The 17274-nt window shown below is 74.0% G+C and carries 13 protein-coding genes and 1 tRNA gene; 13 read left to right on the top strand and 1 reads right to left on the bottom strand.

Translation table 11 applies throughout. The features are described from left to right. Window positions 1–290 precede the first annotated feature (290 nt). The 12 genes from GPJ59_RS21310 to GPJ59_RS21255 all read left to right on the top strand — a co-directional run bounded on the left by GPJ59_RS21310 (window position 291) and on the right by GPJ59_RS21255 (window position 12289). Window positions 291–776, top strand: coding sequence for a hypothetical protein (locus GPJ59_RS21310; protein ID WP_219668825.1), 486 nt, complete (start codon window positions 291–293; stop codon window positions 774–776). A gap of 341 nt (window positions 777–1117) precedes the next feature. Next, window positions 1118–1879 (top strand): GntR family transcriptional regulator, encoded by a 762-nt coding sequence (locus GPJ59_RS21305; RefSeq protein ID WP_219668824.1) that lies wholly within the window; start codon window positions 1118–1120, stop codon window positions 1877–1879. Window positions 1880–2070: 191 nt separating this feature from the next. Next, window positions 2071–3192: a TIGR03364 family FAD-dependent oxidoreductase gene (locus tag GPJ59_RS21300; RefSeq protein WP_219668823.1), complete on the top strand. Its 1122-nt coding sequence runs from the start codon at window positions 2071–2073 to the stop codon at window positions 3190–3192. Window positions 3193–3296: 104 nt separating this feature from the next. Then, complete coding sequence (locus GPJ59_RS21295; protein ID WP_219668828.1) at window positions 3297–4073, top strand: phosphonatase-like hydrolase; 777 nt, start codon at window positions 3297–3299, stop codon at window positions 4071–4073. Continuing rightward, on the top strand, window positions 4070–5134 hold the full coding sequence (locus GPJ59_RS21290) for an ABC transporter ATP-binding protein (RefSeq protein WP_219668822.1): 1065 nt from the start codon (window positions 4070–4072) through the stop codon (window positions 5132–5134). Before GPJ59_RS21295 ends, GPJ59_RS21290 begins: the two co-directional genes overlap by 4 nt. Next, window positions 5127–6065 carry a 2-aminoethylphosphonate ABC transporter permease subunit gene (locus GPJ59_RS21285; protein ID WP_219668821.1) on the top strand — a complete coding sequence of 313 codons (939 nt, stop codon included), beginning with the start codon at window positions 5127–5129 and terminating at the stop codon, window positions 6063–6065. The genes GPJ59_RS21290 and GPJ59_RS21285 overlap by 8 nt, the downstream gene beginning before the upstream one ends. Next, window positions 6052–6849: an ABC transporter permease gene (locus GPJ59_RS21280; RefSeq protein WP_219668820.1), complete on the top strand. Its 798-nt coding sequence runs from the start codon at window positions 6052–6054 to the stop codon at window positions 6847–6849. The genes GPJ59_RS21285 and GPJ59_RS21280 overlap by 14 nt, the downstream gene beginning before the upstream one ends. Before the next feature lie 136 nt (window positions 6850–6985). Continuing rightward, window positions 6986–8071: a 2-aminoethylphosphonate ABC transporter substrate-binding protein gene (locus GPJ59_RS21275; RefSeq protein ID WP_219668819.1), complete on the top strand. Its 1086-nt coding sequence runs from the start codon at window positions 6986–6988 to the stop codon at window positions 8069–8071. A 187-nt stretch (window positions 8072–8258) separates the two neighbouring features. Then, window positions 8259–9842: an alkaline phosphatase family protein gene (locus GPJ59_RS21270; RefSeq protein ID WP_308120404.1), complete on the top strand. Its 1584-nt coding sequence runs from the start codon at window positions 8259–8261 to the stop codon at window positions 9840–9842. A 133-nt stretch (window positions 9843–9975) separates the two neighbouring features. Next, complete coding sequence (locus tag GPJ59_RS21265; protein ID WP_219668818.1) at window positions 9976–10755, top strand: HAD-IIA family hydrolase; 780 nt, start codon at window positions 9976–9978, stop codon at window positions 10753–10755. 129 nt (window positions 10756–10884) lie between these two features. Continuing rightward, window positions 10885–11616, top strand: coding sequence for a hypothetical protein (locus GPJ59_RS21260; protein WP_219668817.1), 732 nt, complete (start codon window positions 10885–10887; stop codon window positions 11614–11616). Between the two features lie 13 nt (window positions 11617–11629). Next, window positions 11630–12289 (top strand): class F sortase, encoded by a 660-nt coding sequence (locus GPJ59_RS21255; protein WP_219668816.1) that lies wholly within the window; start codon window positions 11630–11632, stop codon window positions 12287–12289. 72 nt (window positions 12290–12361) lie between these two features. Here the strand turns inward: GPJ59_RS21255 and GPJ59_RS21250 are convergent. Next, window positions 12362–12435, bottom strand: a tRNA-Lys gene (locus GPJ59_RS21250). 189 nt (window positions 12436–12624) lie between these two features. On the opposite strand from GPJ59_RS21250, the gene GPJ59_RS21245 reads away from it, so the two are divergent. Then, window positions 12625–14328, top strand: a complete 1704-nt coding sequence (locus tag GPJ59_RS21245) for a peptidoglycan-binding protein (protein WP_258024706.1) — start codon at window positions 12625–12627, stop codon at window positions 14326–14328. The last annotated feature ends 2946 nt before the right edge of the window (window positions 14329–17274 follow it).

The raw sequence follows: 17274 nt of genomic DNA, 5'->3' as shown, positions 1-17274 counted from the left end.
CTGTGTCGACAGTTGGGTCGCACCCCTCGGGGATGACGTAGAGAGCCAGTCCCCGTTAGGTCGTCGGCATCGTGAGAAGGGTATAAAGGACAGGGGGCGGCGCGCGCCCCGCCCCTGCGCTGCCCTCGCGCGCCGAGGCCACCTGCGGCGCGGCCAAGAGCACCGAGTTCCCCATCGGGGCCCGGATCCGCGGCGGCCCGTCCGTCTACCGCGCCGGTGGCGACCCCCAGTCCTGGTACCTGGACCTGACCAACACCACCAAGGGCGAGTGCACGGCCGTCCACCCGGTCGTGGTGTTCACGGACACGGCGCGCACCCTGCGCCCGGCGCACCTGAGGATGGAGTTCGACACCCCCGCCGGCACCCAGCCCGTGACGCTGGAGCGCAGCGACCGCGATGAGATCATCGCGGTCTTCGACGGCGGTACCTCCTTCCCCGGCTTCACCATCGGCGCCGGCGGCTCCGCCACCGTCAAGGTGCGCCTGGCGTTCGCCCCGGACGCGCCCGTCGGCGAGGTCGTCGCCGACGCCGCGCTCGTGCAGCGCAAGGGCGACGACGGGGACTGGGTGGGGGAGGCGGGCGGCTACCGGTTCTCCGTGGAGGGGTCCGAGGACCCGGTGGCGGCCGCAGGATCGCTCGCGCACACCGGTGACCAGCGGCAGGCGGCGGCGGTGACCCTCGGCGTCGCCTCCGCGTCCGCGGCCGCCCTGCTGGCCGGCGCCGGCCTGATCCTGGGGGCCCGGCGGCTGGCGAGGCGGCGGCCGAACGGCCGCTGAGCAGTCACCGCAAAGCGGGCCACCGCAGCCACCGCCACCGCCGGCACCGCCATCGGACGCGCACGGATACACGCAGACGCGCCCGGACCCGCAAGGGCACGCACGACCCGAAACGGCACGACCGGACCCGCAAGCGCACGCCCGGACCCGAAACGGCACGGCCAGACCAGCAAGGCCACGCCCCGACCCGCCAGGCGGCGTGAGCAGAGCCGGGCCCCGCCCAGAAACCAGCAAGGGCACACAGGCACACACGCCCCCGCACGGACCCGCACGGACCCAGCGGTGATCACATAGAAGGCGCCCGTCGATCCCCCCTCGCCCCGCCCCCGTACAGTCCCCCTGTGGAAGATCCGACCCAGCACCGCCCCGGTTCGCCCGTCCGCTCGGGCATTCCCGAACACGGGCGCATCCCCAAGTACTACGCCGTCAAGGCCCGCCTCTCCGCCATGCTGGAGGAGCTCGGCGAGGGCGGCCTGCTGCCCACCGAGCGCGATCTCGCCGAGCGCTACGAGGTGTCCCGCGAGACCGTGCGCCAGGCCCTGCGCGAGCTGCTGCTCGAAGGCCGGCTGCGCCGCTCCGGCCGGGGCACCGTCGTCGCCGGGCCCAAGCTGGAGCAGCCGCTGTCCCTGGCCAGCTACACCGAGGGCGTCCGCCGCCAGGGCCGCCGCCCCGGCCGCCACCTCATCGGCCTGGAGCAGTTCCCCTGCCCCGCCGACCTCGCCCCCGGCATCGGCGCCGAGCCGGGTGAGCCGGTCTGGCACATGGAACGGGTACTGCTCGCCGACGACGAGCGGGTCGGGCTGGAGAGCACCTACGTACGGGTGGCCCGCGCGCCGCGCCTGGACAGCGAGTTCCAGCCGGACTCCTCCTTCTACGGGTACCTCAAGGAACGCCTGGGGATCTCCTTCGGGGACGCCGACGAGAAGCTGGAGACCGTGCTCGCCACCCCCCGCGAGGCGCTGCTCATCGGCACCCCGCCCGCCCTGCCCATGCTCCTCATCCACCGCTTCTCCCGGGACACGGACGGGCAGCCGCTGGAGCGGGTCCGTTCGCTCTACCGTGGCGACCGGTTCAGCTTCACGACCCGCCTGCGCCCCGAATAGGCGCACGCCGTCCCGGACCTGAGCCACAAAGAACCGGACCTTGAGCCATAAAAGGAAGGCAAATCGACACGATGCAACCCCAGCAAATGTCACGAGAAGATAACGGGTCTAGGCCAACTGTCGGGGTCTGTTCACCACCCCGTCGCCGTCCGGACCTCGGAGGGTTACGGGCGGCCAGGAGCGTGAGCGGCGTGAGAGTCATAGTCGTAGGAGGCGGCGTGGTCGGCACCATGCACGCCTGGCAAGCAGTGGAACGCGGCCACGAGGTCGTCCAGATCGAGCGCGAGGCCGAGGCGCGCGGCGCCTCACTGCGCAATTTCGGCCAGATCTGGGTCAGCGGACGGGCCGGTGGCGAGGAGCTCGCCACCGCCCTGCGCGCCCGGGAACTGTGGGAGGGGATCGGCGCCCGGGTGCCCGGTCTGGGCTTTCGCGCCAACGGGTCGCTGACCCCGGTCCGCGGCGCCCTCGAACGCGCCGTCGCCGAGGAGGCCGTGGCCCGCCCGGACGCCGCCGCCCGCGGCTACGAGCTGCTCACCGCCGCAGAGGCCCGGGCCCTCAACCCGGCCCTGCGCGGCGACTTCGACGCCGCCCTGCGGTGCCGGCGCGACGCCGCCGTGGAGCCGCGCACCGCCCAGCGGGCCCTGCGCGAGGCGCTGCACGCCACCGGCCGCTACACCTTCCTGGCCGGCCGCGAGGTCCGCGAGGTCGTCGGTACGGCCGCCGTCCGCGACGACCACGGCGACGTCCACACCGGCGACTGCGTGGTCCTGGCCACCGGCGCCTGGCTGTCCGGCCTGGTCCGTGAGCTGGTCCCCGACCTGCCCGTGCGCCGGGTGCGGCTGCAGATGATGCAGACGGAGCCGCTGGGCGAGCCGCTGACCACTTCCATCGCCGACGCCGACAGCTTCCGCTACTACCCCGCCTACCGGGGCGCCGCGCTCGACGCGCTGAACGCCGGCCAGGCCCAGGCCCCGGTCGCGGCCGAGCACCGGATGCAGCTGCTGATGGTCCAGCGGCTCGACGGCGGCCTGACCATCGGCGACACCCACGAGTACGAGCACCCCTTCGCGTTCGACACCGTCGAGGACCCCTACGAGCACCTCACCGGGGTCGTCGAGTCCCTGCTGGGCCGCCCGCTGCCGAAGATCCGGCGGCGCTGGGCGGGCGTGTACGCGCAGTGCACCGACACCGGCCGCGTCGTCCACCGCCAGCAGGTACGCGACGGGGTCTGGCTGGTGACCGGACCCGGCGGCCGCGGAATGACCTGCTCGCCCGCCATCGCCGAGACGACCGCCGACGAACTGGGCTGGTGAGCCGCATGACCCGGGCCTACGACACCAGCGACACCACCGAAACCAGCGACACCACCGAAACCACCGACACCACCGAGGCACCCGACACCACCGAGGCACCCGACATGACCGACGCCCGCCAGAGCCGGCGCCAGCGCCTGCGCCAGAGCCGCCGCAAGCTCGTCGTCCTCGACATGGCCGGCACCACCGTCGCCGACGGCGGCCTCGTGGAGCGCGCCTTCGACCGCGCCGCGCAGCAGCTCGGCGTAGAACCCGGCAGCGCCGACCACGCCGCCAAGCTCCAGTACGTCCGCGACACCATGGGCGAGTCCAAGATCTCGGTCTTCCGCCACCTCTTCGGCACCGAGGACCTCGCCCAGCAGGCCAACACCGCGTTCGAGCAGGCGTACGCCGAACTCGTCGACGCCGGCCTCGTCGCGGAGGTCCCCGGCGCCCGCGAGGCCGTCGAGAAGCTCCGCGCCGACGGCCGCACCGTCGTACTGACCACCGGTTTCGCCCGGGTCACCCAGGACGCCCTGCTCGACGCCCTCGGCTGGCGGGACCTGGCCGACCTCACCCTGTGCCCCGCCGACGCGGGCGGGCGCGGGCGCCCGTACCCGGACATGGTGCTCACGGCGTTCCTGCGCACCGGCGCGGTGGCCGACGTACGCGACGTGGTCGTCGCCGGCGACACGGCGTACGACATGCTCAGCGGCGTACGGGCCGGTGCCGGCCTGGTCGTGGGCGTGCTGACCGGCGCGCACGGGCGCGAGGCGCTCCAGGAGCACGGCGCCACCCACGTCCTGGACTCCGTCGCCCAGCTGCCCGGCCTCCTGGAGCGGCCGTTGCCCGGCCTCCTGGAGCAGCCGTACCAGCTGCCCGGCCTCCTGGAGCGGCCGTGAGCGGCATCCGCTTCGAGTCGGTCTCCGTCGCCTACGGCGGCCACACCGTCCTGGACTCGCTGGACCTGACCGTCGAGCCCGGCGAGGTCATGGCGCTGCTCGGCCCGTCCGGTTCCGGCAAGACCACCGCCCTGCGGGCCGTCGCCGGCTTCGTCACCCCGGCCTCCGGCCGGGTGCTGATCGGCGGCCGCGACGTCACCCACCTGCCGCCGCACAAGCGCGGCATCGGCATGGTCGTCCAGCAGTACGCGCTCTTCCCGCACATGCGGGTCAAGGAGAACGTGGCCTTCGGACTGCGCGCCCACCGGACGCCCCGGTCCGGGATACCCGGCCGGGTCGCCGAGGCCCTGGAGATGACCGGCATGGGGGCCTACGCCGAGCGCTACCCCCGCGAGCTCTCCGGCGGCCAGCAGCAGCGCGTGGCCATCGCCCGCGCGCTCGCCATCCGGCCCGGGGTCCTGCTGCTGGACGAGCCGCTGTCCGCGCTCGACGCCCAGCTGCGCTCGGGGATGCTCGCGGAACTGGCCCGGCTGCACCGCGAACTGCCCGACGTCTCCCTCCTGTACGTCACCCACGACCAGGTCGAGGCCCTGACCCTGGCCGACCGGATCGCCGTCATGGACCGGGCGCGCCTGCAGGACTGCGGCACCCCGCAGGAGCTGTACCGCACCCCGCGCACGGAGTTCACCGCGTCCTTCGTCGGCAACGCCAACCTCCTGCCGGTCACCGTCGCCGAACGCGGCGCGGTCTTCGAGGGCCGCACCCTCACCGTCGGCCCCGCCGGGCAGGCCCCGTACGGGATCGCACCCGGCGCCACCGCCACCCTGTGCGTACGCCCGCACCTGCTGGCCCTCGGCGAGGGACCCAACGCCCTGCGCGGACGGATCACCGAGGTGCAGTGGCGGGGCTCCACGCACCGCCTCTACGTCGAGGTGGCCGGCCACCGCATCAAGGCCGACCTGCCCGAGCTGCGCGAGACCCCGGCCCTGGGCGACGAGGTGACGCTCCACTTCGAGCCCCGGGACGCCGTGTTGCTGACAGCTGGGGTGTCCCATGGCTGAGGCGACCGGCCTGGCCGCACCCGCCGCCGCCGACGACGACCAGGCCACGCTGCACGCCCCGGCCGGGGCGTCCGCACCGTCCTCACCCCCGCCGGCCCCGGCGGCCCGCGGCCGGCGCCTGCCCCGCGTCGTCTGGGCCCTGCCCCCCGTCGCGGTGCTCGGTGTGGTCCTGCTCTACCCCCTCGCGCTCGTCGTGCAGCAGTCCCTCGCCCCCGACCGCGGGGGCGCCTTCAGCGGGTACACCGCCGTCCTCGGCTCGGCCGCCTTCCGCGAGGCGCTCGGCACCACCGTGTGGCTGGCCGCCGGTGCCACCGTCGGCTGCCTCCTGCTCGGCTTCGTCCTCGCGCTGATCATCGCCTTCGTGCCGTTCCCCGGCGCTCGGGCCGTCGCCAAGTTCATCGACGTCTTCCTCTCCTTCCCCTCCTTCCTCATCACCCTCGCCCTCCTCTTCATCTACGGCACCGTGGGCATGGCCAACGGCGTGTGGACCGATGTCACCGGAGCGTCCGAAGGACCGTTCCACTTCCTCACCACCCCCTGGGGCGTACTCCTCGCGGAGATCACGTACTTCACACCCTTCGTGGTGCGCCCGCTGCTCGCGGCCTTCTCCCAGCTGGACACCGCCCAGTTGGAGGTGGCCTCCTCGCTCGGCGCCGGGCCCGCCCGCGTCATCCGCCGGGTGATCCTCCCCGAGGCCCTGCCGGCCCTCGCCGCCGGCGGCAGCCTGGTGCTGGTGATGTGCCTGAACGAGTTCGGGATCGTCCTGTTCACCGGGGCCAAGGACGTCACCACCCTGCCGATGCTCGTCTACGGCAAGGCCATCCTCGAATCCGACTACCCGGCCGCCTGCGTGGTCGCCGTCGTCAACATCGTGATCTCCGTCGGCCTGTTCGGCCTCTACCGGGTGGTGAGCAAGCGTGCTGGTGCATAGCAAGGCCGGCCGGTGGGCCGCCTGGGCCCTGTTCGCCGTCCTCTTCCTGCCGCTGTTCGCCCTGCCCCTCGTCGTGGTCGTCGCGGCCTCGTTCGCCGGCCACTGGTCCGGGGCCTTCCCCTCCGACCCGACCACCGGGCACTACGCCGCCGCCGTCCGCGGCGAGTCCCTCCAGGCACTGACGACCAGCCTGGTCACCGCCGTCGTGGCCAGTCTGCTCGCCCTGGTCCTCGGTACCTGGGCCGCGCTCGCCGCGGCGCGCCTGGGCCGGCGGACGAAGCGGTCCCTGGACGCCCTGTTCATGCTGCCCGTCGCCGTCCCGTCGGTGGTGATCGGCCTGGCGGTGCTCGTCGCCTTCAGCCGGCCGCCGCTGCTGCTCAACGGCACCAGCAGCATCGTGGTCCTCGCCCACACCGTGCTGGTCACCGCCTTCGCCTACCAGTCGGTCTCGGCGGCGATCGTCCGCCTCGACCCCGCGTACGAGCAGGCAGCGGCCTCGCTCGGCGCGAGCCCCGGCTACGTGCTGTGGCGGGTGCGGCTCCCGCTGCTGCTGCCCTCGCTCACCGCCGCCGGCGGGCTCTGCTTCGCCCTCTCCATGGGCGAGTTGAGCGCCACGATGATGCTCTACCCGCCGGACTGGGTGCCGCTGCCCGTCCGGATCTTCACCGCCACCGACCGCGGCTCCCTGTTCAGCGGGTCCGCCCTCGCCGTGGTCCTGATGGCCGCCACCCTGCTCGTCCTGCTGGCCGTCTCCCGGATCCGCACCAGGGCCTCGTACCGCTGAGGCCCGCAGCACCGCCTGCACCACCTGCGCCACCGCTCGCACCACACCGCTCGCAGCACCACCCCAAGCACCGCCCGCATCACCCCCACCGCAACGCCAACTCCCCCGCCACTCCCGCCCGAGGAGCTACCGCGCCATGTCCCGTACGTCCCGCAACCCGCACCTCCTGCGTTCCCTCGCCGCCGTCACCGGCAGCCTCGCCCTCGCCGGCACCCTCACCGCCTGCGGCGGCGGCTCCTCCGCCGACTCCGCCGGCGGGGAGAAGATCGTCACCGTCTACAGCGCCGACGGCCTCAAGAGCGACAAGGGCGACGGCTGGTACGACAAGGTCTTCGCCGACTTCACCAAGAAGACCGGCATCGAGGTGAAGTACGTCGAGGGCGGCTCCGGCGAGATGGTCCAGCGCGCCGTCCGCGAGAAGACCAACACCCAGGCCGACGTCCTGATCACGCTGCCGCCGTTCATCCAGCAGGCCGACGGCAAGGGCCTGCTCCAGTCGTACAAGCCGCAGGGTTCCGACAAGGTCAACGGCGCCGACAAGGCCGCCGACGGCAAGTGGACCTCGGTCGTCAACAACTACTTCGGCTTCATCCACAACAAGAAGGAACTGCCCGAGGCGCCCAGGACCTGGGAGCAACTGCTCGACGCGAAGTACAAGGGCAAGCTCCAGTACTCCACCCCGGGCGTCGCCGGCGACGGCACCGCCGTCCTCATCAAGGCGATGCACGACTTCGGCGGCAAGGAGCCGGCGATGGAGTACCTCAAGAAGCTCCAGGCCAACAACGTCGGCCCGTCGTCCTCCACCAGCAAGCTCGCGCCGAAGACCGACAAGGGCGAACTGCTCGTCGCCAACGGCGACGTGCAGATGAACTTCGCCCAGTCCAAGTCCATGCCGAACCTCGGCATCTGGTTCCCCGCCAAGGACGGCGCCAAGCCCACGACCTTCGCCCTGCCGTACGCGGCGGGCCTGGTGGCCGGCGCCCCGCACAGCGAGAACGGCAAGAAGCTCCTGGACCACCTGCTCAGCGCCGAGTCCCAGAAGCTGGTCAGCGAGGTCGGCGGCGGCTTCCCCGCACGTACGGACGTCAAGCCCACCGACGCCAACGCGGTCGAGCTCACCCGGATCATGACCGGGGTCGAGGTCTTCGAGCCGGACTGGGCCGACATCGACAAGAACCTTTCCGCCTACGTGGACGCGTGGAAGTCCGCAACGGGCAGCTGAGTCGTAACCCGGCGGCCATCCGTGGCCGCCATCGTATGACACGTGGATAACGGGTCTGGACCGAACGTCTGCATCGCTCGCACCGTCCGCACCGTTCGGCCCGCTCGTACCGTTCGGCCAAGGCCCGTCCGCACGTCCCCCGCACGTCCCCAGTGCACCCCCCGCTCACTTGCTCCTGGAGGAGTACGTGTCCACAGTCCTGCCCGGACGAAGCAGCACCCGCCTCGGCACCCGCCTCAGCCCCCGCCGCCGTACCGCGGTGGTCGCCGCCGCCGCGACCGCCCTGCTCGGCGTCACCCTCGCCGCCACCACCCCCGCCGGCGCCGCCCCCGCTCAGGCGACGGCCACCACGAACAAGGTCCTGGTCATCGGCCTGGACGGCGTGGTCCTCGACCGCGTGAAGGCCGCAAGCGCCCCCCACCTCAAAGGCCTGATGGCCCAGGGGCTGACCGCGCAGAGCACCCTCTACGCCAACCCGATGGCCGCCACCTCCTCCGGCCCCGGCTGGTCCACCATCGCCACCGGTGTCTGGCCCGACAAGCACGGCGTGAGGGACAACTCCTTCACCGGCAAGAACTACACGGCGTACCCCGACTTCCTCACCCGCATCGAGAACGCCGCCCCGGCGCTCGACACGTACGCGGCCGCGGACTGGGAGCCCATCACCTCCACCGACCAGAACGGTCCGATCTTCTCCGCCAAGGTCGACAAGCGCCTCTTCCTCAAGGGCGACCGCGACGGCTACGGCAGCGAGGACCCGAAGGTCGCCGCGGCCGCGGCCGCCGAACTGCGCGACGCCGACCCCGACGCCGCCTTCGTCTACCTCGGCCAGGTCGACTCCGCCGGGCACTCCTACGGCGCCGCCGGCCAGCAGTACCTCGACGCCATCGCCCGCGTGGACGCCATGGTCGGCCAGCTCCTCACCGCCGTCCGGAACCGCCCGGCCTACGCCCAGGAGAACTGGAAGATCCTGGTCACCACCGACCACGGGCACACCGACTCCGGCGGCCACGGCGGCTCCTCCTTCCAGGAGCGCGGCACCTTCGTCATCGCCAAGGGGGCGGGCATCCCCGCCGGTTCGGTCCGCAGCGACGTCCGCCTGGTCGACGTCGCCGCCACCGCCCTGCAGCACGTCGGCGTGCCCGCAGGCTCCGCCGTCGACGGCATCCCGCTGAACTCCCCCGACAGCGACCCCTTCGACACCCTGCGCCCGCAGCTCCAGGCCCGGGTGGACGAGACCGGCATACCGGCCGGGACCAAGGGCTTCACGCACACCCCGCCCGCGGGCTGGTCGATCGTCAACTCCGCGATGGGCAGCGGCGGCGTGACCGAATGGGCCGGGTGGGCCTTCACCACCGACGAGTTCTGGTCGCAGGCCCAGCGCGACCAGTGGCGCGAGCTGAACGTCCGCTCCCGTGACGTGTTCGCCGTCGCCGACTCCGACGAGTGGGACGACAAGTCCCACACCGGTTCCTTCGATTCCACCCTGGTCACGCCCAGGTGGGCGGTCAGCGGCGGCACGAGCGGTTCGACGGCGACCCTGCGCTTCCAGACCCACTACCGCCACGAGGCCGGCCAGAGCGCCCAGGTCCTGGTCTCCTTCAACGGCGGCGCCCCGACGGCCGTCAAGAACTACACCGCGGACGCCGTCGCCAAGGCCGAGGCCCTCACCCTCCAGGTCCCGGCCGGCGCCACCGACGTACAGGTCCGCTTCCGCTACACCGGCAGCAACAACTGGTACTGGACGATCGACAACGTCACGCTCGGCTGAGTCGTCCGCCCCCGCCGGGGCCCCGGCGGGGGCGGGTCCGGGCCGTGGACGCCGACGGCGCCCGCGGCCCGGGCTCGATAGGCTGAACGGGACGGTGGTAGAGACCACAGCACGGCAGAGCGGAGAGAAGCCCGTGGCAGAGCGCAAGCCGATCGAGTCCTGGCTCACCGACATGGACGGGGTCCTCATCCACGAGGGCACCCCCATCCCCGGGGCTGATGCCTTCATCAAGCGGCTGCGTGAGTCCGGCAAGCCGTTCCTGGTGCTGACCAACAACTCCATCTACACCCCGCGCGACCTCCAGGCCCGGCTCAGCCGCATGGGCCTGGACGTCCCGGTCGAGAACATCTGGACCTCGGCGCTGGCCACCGCCAAGTTCCTCGACGACCAGCGCCCGGGCGGCACGGCGTACGTCATCGGCGAGGCCGGCCTGACCACCGCGCTCCACGACATCGGCTACGTCCTCACCGACCACGACCCCGACTACGTGGTCCTCGGCGAGACCCGTACGTACAGCTTCGAGGCCATGACCAAGGCGGTCCGGCTCATCAATGCCGGCGCCCGCTTCATCTGCACCAACCCCGACGAGACCGGCCCGTCCACCGAGGGCCCGCTGCCGGCCACCGGCGCGGTCGCCGCCCTGATCACCAAGGCCACCGGCAAGAAGCCGTACTTCGCCGGCAAGCCCAACCCGCTGATGATGCGTACGGGCCTCAACGCGATCGGCGCGCACTCCGAGACCAGCGCGATGATCGGCGACCGGATGGACACCGACGTACTGGCCGGACTGGAGGCGGGCATGCAGACCTTCCTGGTGCTGACCGGCCTCACCACGGCCCTGGACACCGAGAAGTTCCCGTACCGGCCGACCCGCACCGTCGACTCCATCGCCGACCTGGTGGACCTGGTCTGAGGCCCGGGTCCCCTGTCCCCTGTAGAGCCGCATCCGGGTTCACATGTGAACTCTTACGGCGCAGCGCCGCGCCGCTGCGGATGCGGGGCGGCCCCCGGCGGGTGAACCTCCTTGACGAGGAGGTTCACGATGCGCATTGCTCCACTCGCTCTCCGTGCCGCCGGCGCGGCGGTCACCCTCACCGCCGTCACCGCCGTGGCCGGCCCCACCGCCCTGGCGAACCCCGACGCGAACCGGGGGACCGTCTCGGTCAGCCCGTCCACGGCCCGGCCCGGGGAGGAGGTCGAGCTGCGCGTCCACGGCTGCGAAGGCCGCAGGGGCTGGGCGAAGTCCCCGGTCTTCGTCGCGGACGCCGAGGTCACCGGACGGGACGGGCACGGCAGCCCGCTGTTCGGCAAGGCGAAGATCAGCGTGCGCGCCGAGCCCGGCTGGCACAGCATCCGGGTGATCTGCGACCACCAGGAGAACAAGGCCACCGGCTCGATCCAGATCGTCCGGCACGGCGACCACCACGGCGACCACCAAGGGGATCACCGTGGCGACCACCAGGGGGACCATCAGGGCGACCACCAGAAGCCGCACCACCCCAGCCAGCACTCCACCCCCTTCTGGCCCGTCCACGCGGGCGGCGGCGGCATGGCGGCGGAGGTGGCCGCCGGTACGGCTGATTCCGCCGCTAGGGCCGATTCCGCCGGCAGGGCCGATTCCGCCGGGCAGCCCGCCTCGGCGGCGAAGAAGCACCCGGTGGACGGCGGCCCCGGCCTGCCGCACACCGTGATCGGTGCCGTGCTGGCGGCCGCGGCGACCCTGGCCGTCGCGGGCAAGGCGCTGGCGGTGCGACGCCGCCGCAGCGGCGAGTGACGGGCGGCCGTCGATGACGGGCGAGCCGAAGTCGTCCGCCGGAGGCCGGCTGCTGACGCTCGCCGCCTGGACGGTCCTGGTGCTGGGCCTGTGGCTCTGGGGCCGCGAGATCACCGACGTGCGGCCCCTGCCGTCGGCGCAGGCCGGCTCGATGTTCGGCATCAGCCTGCCCGTGGCGCACGCTCCCCTGCCGGGGGCGGCGCTGCCGCAGCGGGTCGACGTACCGTCCATAGGCGTACGGGCCCCGGTCGTCCCCCGCGGCCTGGACGCCCAGGGCGCGATCGACCCGCCGCCCTACGACCGCCCGGGCACCGTCGGCTGGTGGCAGGGCGGCACCCGGCCGGGCGCGGCGGGCACCGCCCTGCTGGTCGGCCATGTGGACACCGCCTCCAAGCCGGCCGTCTTCTACGGGCTGAGCTCGGCGAAGCCGGGGGACGAGGTGCGCGTCGTACGGGACGACGGATCGACCGCCGAGTTCACGGTCGAGGACGTGCAGGTCTACGAGCGGTCCTCGTTCGACGCGCACAAGGCGTACGGACCGCGGGTGACGGGGCGGGCGGAGCTGCGGCTGGTCACGTGCGGGGGGACCTACGACAAGGTGGCCAAGCAGTACACGGCGAACGTGGTGGTGTCGGCGTACCTGACGGGCGTGGAGAGCCCGCGGCGCGCCTGACGCCACCAACACACACACGCGCATACGTATACGAAGAAGCCCCCCGCTGATGCGAGGGGCTTCTTCCGTCTGTGCGCCGCCAGGGACTCGAACCCCGGACCCGCTGATTAAGAGTCAGCTGCTCTAACCAACTGAGCTAGCGGCGCCTGCTGACAGAGAAAACTCTACCCCACGTTTCACGGTGCCCGTGACCAGCCACGCCCGGATTATCCGATTAACGAATATTCGGGCGTTTGTCGTGCACGATATCTCTCGGCCGTCCGCAACCTGACGCCCCGCCAGGTTGCGCCGCCGGCGGCCGGACGGACGTGGACGAAGCGAGCAGGGGAGAGGTCATGCAGCAGCCGCAGATGCCGATGCCGGCCTTCGAGGAGTACGAGCCCGCCGGCGACTGCGCGTGCCAGGGGTGCGTCGCACGCCGCCGGGACCTGGCCCGGGCCATACCGCTCCGGGACGGCGGCCACCCGGCCGCGCACGGCGCCCGGCGGGCGCTGGTGCTGGCGACCGCGGCCGGCGTGGTGCTGGGCGGCGGCGGGACATCCGCCGCGCAGGCCATGTCCGGGCCGGCGCCCACGGTACCGACGGCCGACGGCCCGGGCTCGCCCCAGGGCCCCAGGGCCCCGCTGCACGGCCCGAAGGGCAAGCCGGCGAAGCAGCAGCTGAAGCGGATCGACCGGGCGGCGATCATCAACCGGGCGAAGCTGTGGCTGGACGCGAAGGTCCCGTACAGCATGGCCCTGTACTGGACGGACGGCTACCGGCAGGACTGCTCGGGCTATGTCTCGATGGCCTGGAACCTCGGTACGAACGAGTGGACCGGGAGCCTGGACAAGTTCGCCACCCGGATCACCAAGGACGAGCTGCTCCCCGGCGACATGCTGCTCTTCCACAACCCGGCCGATCCCAACAGGGGCTCGCACGTCACGCTCTTCGGCGGCTGGGTGGACGAGACGCGTACGCACTACGTGGCGTACGAGCAGACCAAGCCGGCGACGCGGAAGCAGGCGACGCCGTACGGCTACTGGGACAACGCGGCGAAGTACCTCCCGTACCGCTTCAACGGCGTGACGTCAGCCCCGGCCCTGGACCCGACCACCCCGCCGATCACCCAACCGACCACCCCGCCGACGACTCCGACCACCCCGACGGCGCCCACCCCCACCCCCACCCCGACGCCGACCCCCACACCCCCGTCGAAGCCCGCTGTCCCCATCGGCACGGTCCCGGCCCCGGCTCCGGCCGGCACGGCCTACCCCGGCGCGACGTCCTTCGGGCCGGGCGCCCAGAACGATCACGTGCTGCGGCTGGGCCGGATGCTCATCGACCGCGGCGCCCTGCGCTTCTACCCCAAGGGGCCGGGCAGGAAGTGGACGGAGTCCGACCGGCTGGCGACGCAGGCGTTCCAGCAGGCGCAGGGATGGACGGGCGCGGACGCGGACGGCCTCCCGGGGCAGCACACGTGGCGGCTGCTGGTGACGAACCAGGGCAAGGACATCTGGCCGAGCCCCGACGCCTACCCCGACGTCCCCCAGGGCCCGGGCAGCCGCCCGGCCAAACCGGGTGCCGGGCCGGCGGCCAAGCCGGGCGTCAAGCCGGCGGTCCTGCCGGGCGTCAAGCCGGGCGCCAAGCCGGTGGTCGTGCCCGTCGCCAAGCCGGGCACCGGCCCGGTTGCCCCGGTCCGCCCGGCCGGGGGGCACACCACGCCCGGCCGACCCGGCGCCCCGACCCACGCGGGGGCGAAGCCGGGCACCGCGCCCGCCCGACCGGGGGCGAGGCCTGGTGCGTCCGCTCCCGGCCTCGCCCCGGCGTACCCCGGGGTCGGCGTGTTCCGCCCGGGCAGCAGCCACGAGGCGATCGACGCCCTCAGCCGTCGCCTGACGGCAAAGGGCTTCGGCAAGTACTACCGGTCCGGCCCGGGCCCGCGCTGGACCGAGGCCGACAGGCGCGCGGTCGAGGCCTTCCAGCGCGCCCAGGGCTGGCGCGGCCGTTCGGCCGACGGCTATCCGGGCCCCGAAACCTGGCGCCGGCTGTTCGCATGACGGAGGCAACGATGTACCCCACGCACACGACGTTCACCACGGGCACCCTGACCCGGGCCGCCGTCCCCCCGCCCCCCGCAGCCACCCCGCCCCCGAACCCGGCGCCCACCTGGACCCCGAACCCGGCCTCTTCCCCGACCGCGAACCCGGCGCCCGCCCAGGCTGCGAACCCAGCCCCTGCCCTGACAGCGAACCCGGCCCCTCTCCTGACCGCGAACCCGGGCTCCGACCCGGCCGCGAACCCGGCTCCCGCCCGGGCTGCGAACCCGGCCCCCGCCCGGGCCGCAGCCGTGCCCCAGGCCCCGGTCACGGCTGTGACCGCTGCCCCGGTCCCGCCCGTGCCCGCGGCCTCGCCGTCACCCCAGCCTCCGGCCCCGGCTGCCACCCTGTCCCCGGCCGCGCACCTTGCCCCGGGTACAGCCCCGGCCCTGTCCTCGCACTGTGCCCCGGGAGCGGCCCCGTTCCCGGCCGCGGACCTGGCCCTGGGCACAGCCCCGGCCCCGGACCCGGCCTCGTCCGCGACCCCTGCCTCGGATGCGGCGGCGGCCGCGCTCCCGGATTCGCCCGTGGCCCGCGCGGTGCCCTCGGGGCATGCCCCGGCCTCGTCCGCGCCTGCGGCTTCGGCCCCGGCGCCGGGTTCCGCCCTGCTGCTCGGGACGGGACGGGAGCCGGCGGGCGGTCCGGCCGGCGTCGGCTGGGCGGGTTTGGTGGCCGGGCGCAAGCCGTTGGTGCCACAGGGCGAGGACGCCCCATGCACCCCATGCACGCCGTACGCCCCGAACGCCGAGGCGCGCCCGGAGCCGGAACCGTCGCACACGACCCTGGAGTTCCGGCTCGCCGCACGGGCGGAGCCCGGCGCGCCGACGGCCGATCCGTCCGTAACTGCCCCCGCAGAGCAGGAGGCCGCGCACCTGCCGGCGGCCCGGCACGGGGCCGAGGCGGACCCCGTGCCGGCCTGGTCCGGGGGCGCCGGTTCGAGCGGCCACGCGTACGCGCCGTCCGTCGAGGACGTACGGCACGGCGTCCGGGGCGGTCACGACGAACCGCCCGCCAGGGACGGGCGGATCCCCGGACCGGGCGTCGCAGTGGTCGTGGCGCAGGCGGTCGCACGGGGGATGGAGGCGGTCGGCGAGGAAGACACCCTGGACCTGCCGCAGGTCGCGTCCCTCCCCGTCCGCGGCCTCGCCGCCACCGAGATCCCGGCGGACCTCCCGTTCCGCGCCACCCCCGCACCGACCTCCGCTCCCCGGCCCGACCTGGCTGCCCCGACCACAGGCCCCCAGCGGCAACCGCAGCGTCGCGATGCCGCCGCGTCGACCGCCACGCCCGGTTTGGAGCCGCGCCCCGACCCGGCCGTGCCGACGGCGGGCACCAGGCCGGAGCCCTGCCCCGCCCCGGCCGCAGACCCGAGGTCGGAGTCGCACCGCGATGCCGCCGCGTCGACCGCCACGCCCGGTCCGGGGCCGCACCCGGCCCCGGCCGTACTGGCGACGAGCCCCAGGCCCGAGCCGCGCTCCGCCCCACCGTCCGCAGGTCCCCAGCGGGAGCCGGCGCTCGACAACACCGCGCCGACCGCCGTTTCCGGTCCGGAGCCACGGCCCGACCTGGCCGTGCCTGTCTCGGGCTCGCTGCTCGGGCGGACCTCTGGGAGCGTCGAACCGGCGGCAGGTCCCCCGTCGGAGCCGTGCACCGAACCGGCCGGGCCGGAGGCCGGGGCGAACGCCGTCGGCACCGGAAACGGCAGCAGCGTCACCGCGCGACCGGCCGACCTCGTCGCTGAGGCCGGTCCCGAACGGGCCGGAAGCATGGTGCGGCCCCCTGAGGCCCAGCCCGCCGCCGACACCGATGACGGAGCGCCGTCGGCCGGGGGAGCGGTGTCCGCCCCCGCGTCCGGCGCCATCGGGCCGAACGGCCCCCACCCCGCCGAGGACGCCGCCGGCGCCGTCCGGGTCCAGGCTCCGGAGCAAACCCCCGCTGAAGAGACAGCCCCCACGCCCGCCAACACGCCCGTCGAGCCCGCCGCATCCCGGCAGAGCCAGGCCGACGGCCGGCCCCGCCGCCCCGTCGCCAACGGGGCCCACGCGCTCAGAAGCGCGGCCGGGTACGCACTGGTCGGCGGGAATGGCGGGAATGGCGGGAATGGCGGGAATGGCGGGACCGGTGGGTACCGCGTGGCCCCGCCGTCCGCGGCCGGGTACGCGGCAGCCGGCTGGAGCAGCGGAACCGGCGGGAGCAGCGCCGGCACCGGCGACCGGCCGGCCCCGGCCAGTACCCCCGCAGCCGTCGGCACACCAGCCGGGCCGCAGACCAATGCACAGCCCACACCCGGACCGCAGGCCGCGGCCAGGTCGGAGACCAAGGCCCAGTCCGAGCCAGGGTCGAAGCCCGAAGCACAGCCCACACCCGGACCGCAGCCCGTGCCTGGGGCGTACGCCGGGGCTCAGCCCGAGCCCGGGCCGGAGCCCGGGGCGCAGCCTGTACCTGGAGCGGAGGCCGAGGCCCAGGCTGTACCCGGGCCAGAGACCGAGCCCCAGCCCCAGCCCGGTGCCCAGCCCGTACGGGGGGCACACGCCGGGGCGCAGCTCGTACCCGGGCCGCAGGCCGAGCCCGTACCCGGGCCGGAGACCGAGGCGCAGCGCACACCCGGGCCGGAGGCCGGGGCCCAGCCCGGGCCCGGGCTGAAGGCTGAGGCCCAGTCCGGGACCGAAGCGCAGGCCACACCCGGACCGCAGGCGGGGGCGCAGCCCGTACTTGGGGCGCACGCCGAGACCCAGCCCGAGCCCGGGCCGGAGCCCGGGGCGCAGCCCGTACCGGGGGCGGGGGCCGGGGGGCAGCCCGTGCACCCCACTCAGCGCGCCCCACGGGCGCACCCGCGACGCCGGGCCGCCGCGGGGCCGTGTATTCTAGACAGCTCCGGTACCAGCGGACCGAGGCTGTCATAGAGTG

Origin of the sequence: Streptomyces bambusae (assembly GCF_019400985.1) — a bacterium.
GTDB classification, from domain to species: Bacteria; Actinomycetota; Actinomycetes; order Streptomycetales; family Streptomycetaceae; genus Streptomyces; species Streptomyces bambusae_A.
Note: the sequence above shows the minus strand (reverse complement) of the source record. Positions and strands in the feature narration are given on the sequence as shown.

What these genes read in the sequence shown, in the direction of transcription:
- GPJ59_RS21285 (WP_219668821.1), top strand. Translation starts at nt 5,127, where the DNA reads ATGGCTGAGGCGACCGGCCTGGCCGCACCCGCCGCCGCCGACGACGAC.
- GPJ59_RS21295 (WP_219668828.1), top strand. Translation starts at nt 3,297, where the DNA reads ATGACCGACGCCCGCCAGAGCCGGCGCCAGCGCCTGCGCCAGAGCCGC.
- GPJ59_RS21275 (WP_219668819.1), top strand. Translation starts at nt 6,986, where the DNA reads ATGTCCCGTACGTCCCGCAACCCGCACCTCCTGCGTTCCCTCGCCGCC.
- GPJ59_RS21255 (WP_219668816.1), top strand. Translation starts at nt 11,630, where the DNA reads ATGACGGGCGAGCCGAAGTCGTCCGCCGGAGGCCGGCTGCTGACGCTC.
- GPJ59_RS21260 (WP_219668817.1), top strand. Translation starts at nt 10,885, where the DNA reads ATGCGCATTGCTCCACTCGCTCTCCGTGCCGCCGGCGCGGCGGTCACC.
- GPJ59_RS21245 (WP_258024706.1), top strand. Translation starts at nt 12,625, where the DNA reads ATGCAGCAGCCGCAGATGCCGATGCCGGCCTTCGAGGAGTACGAGCCC.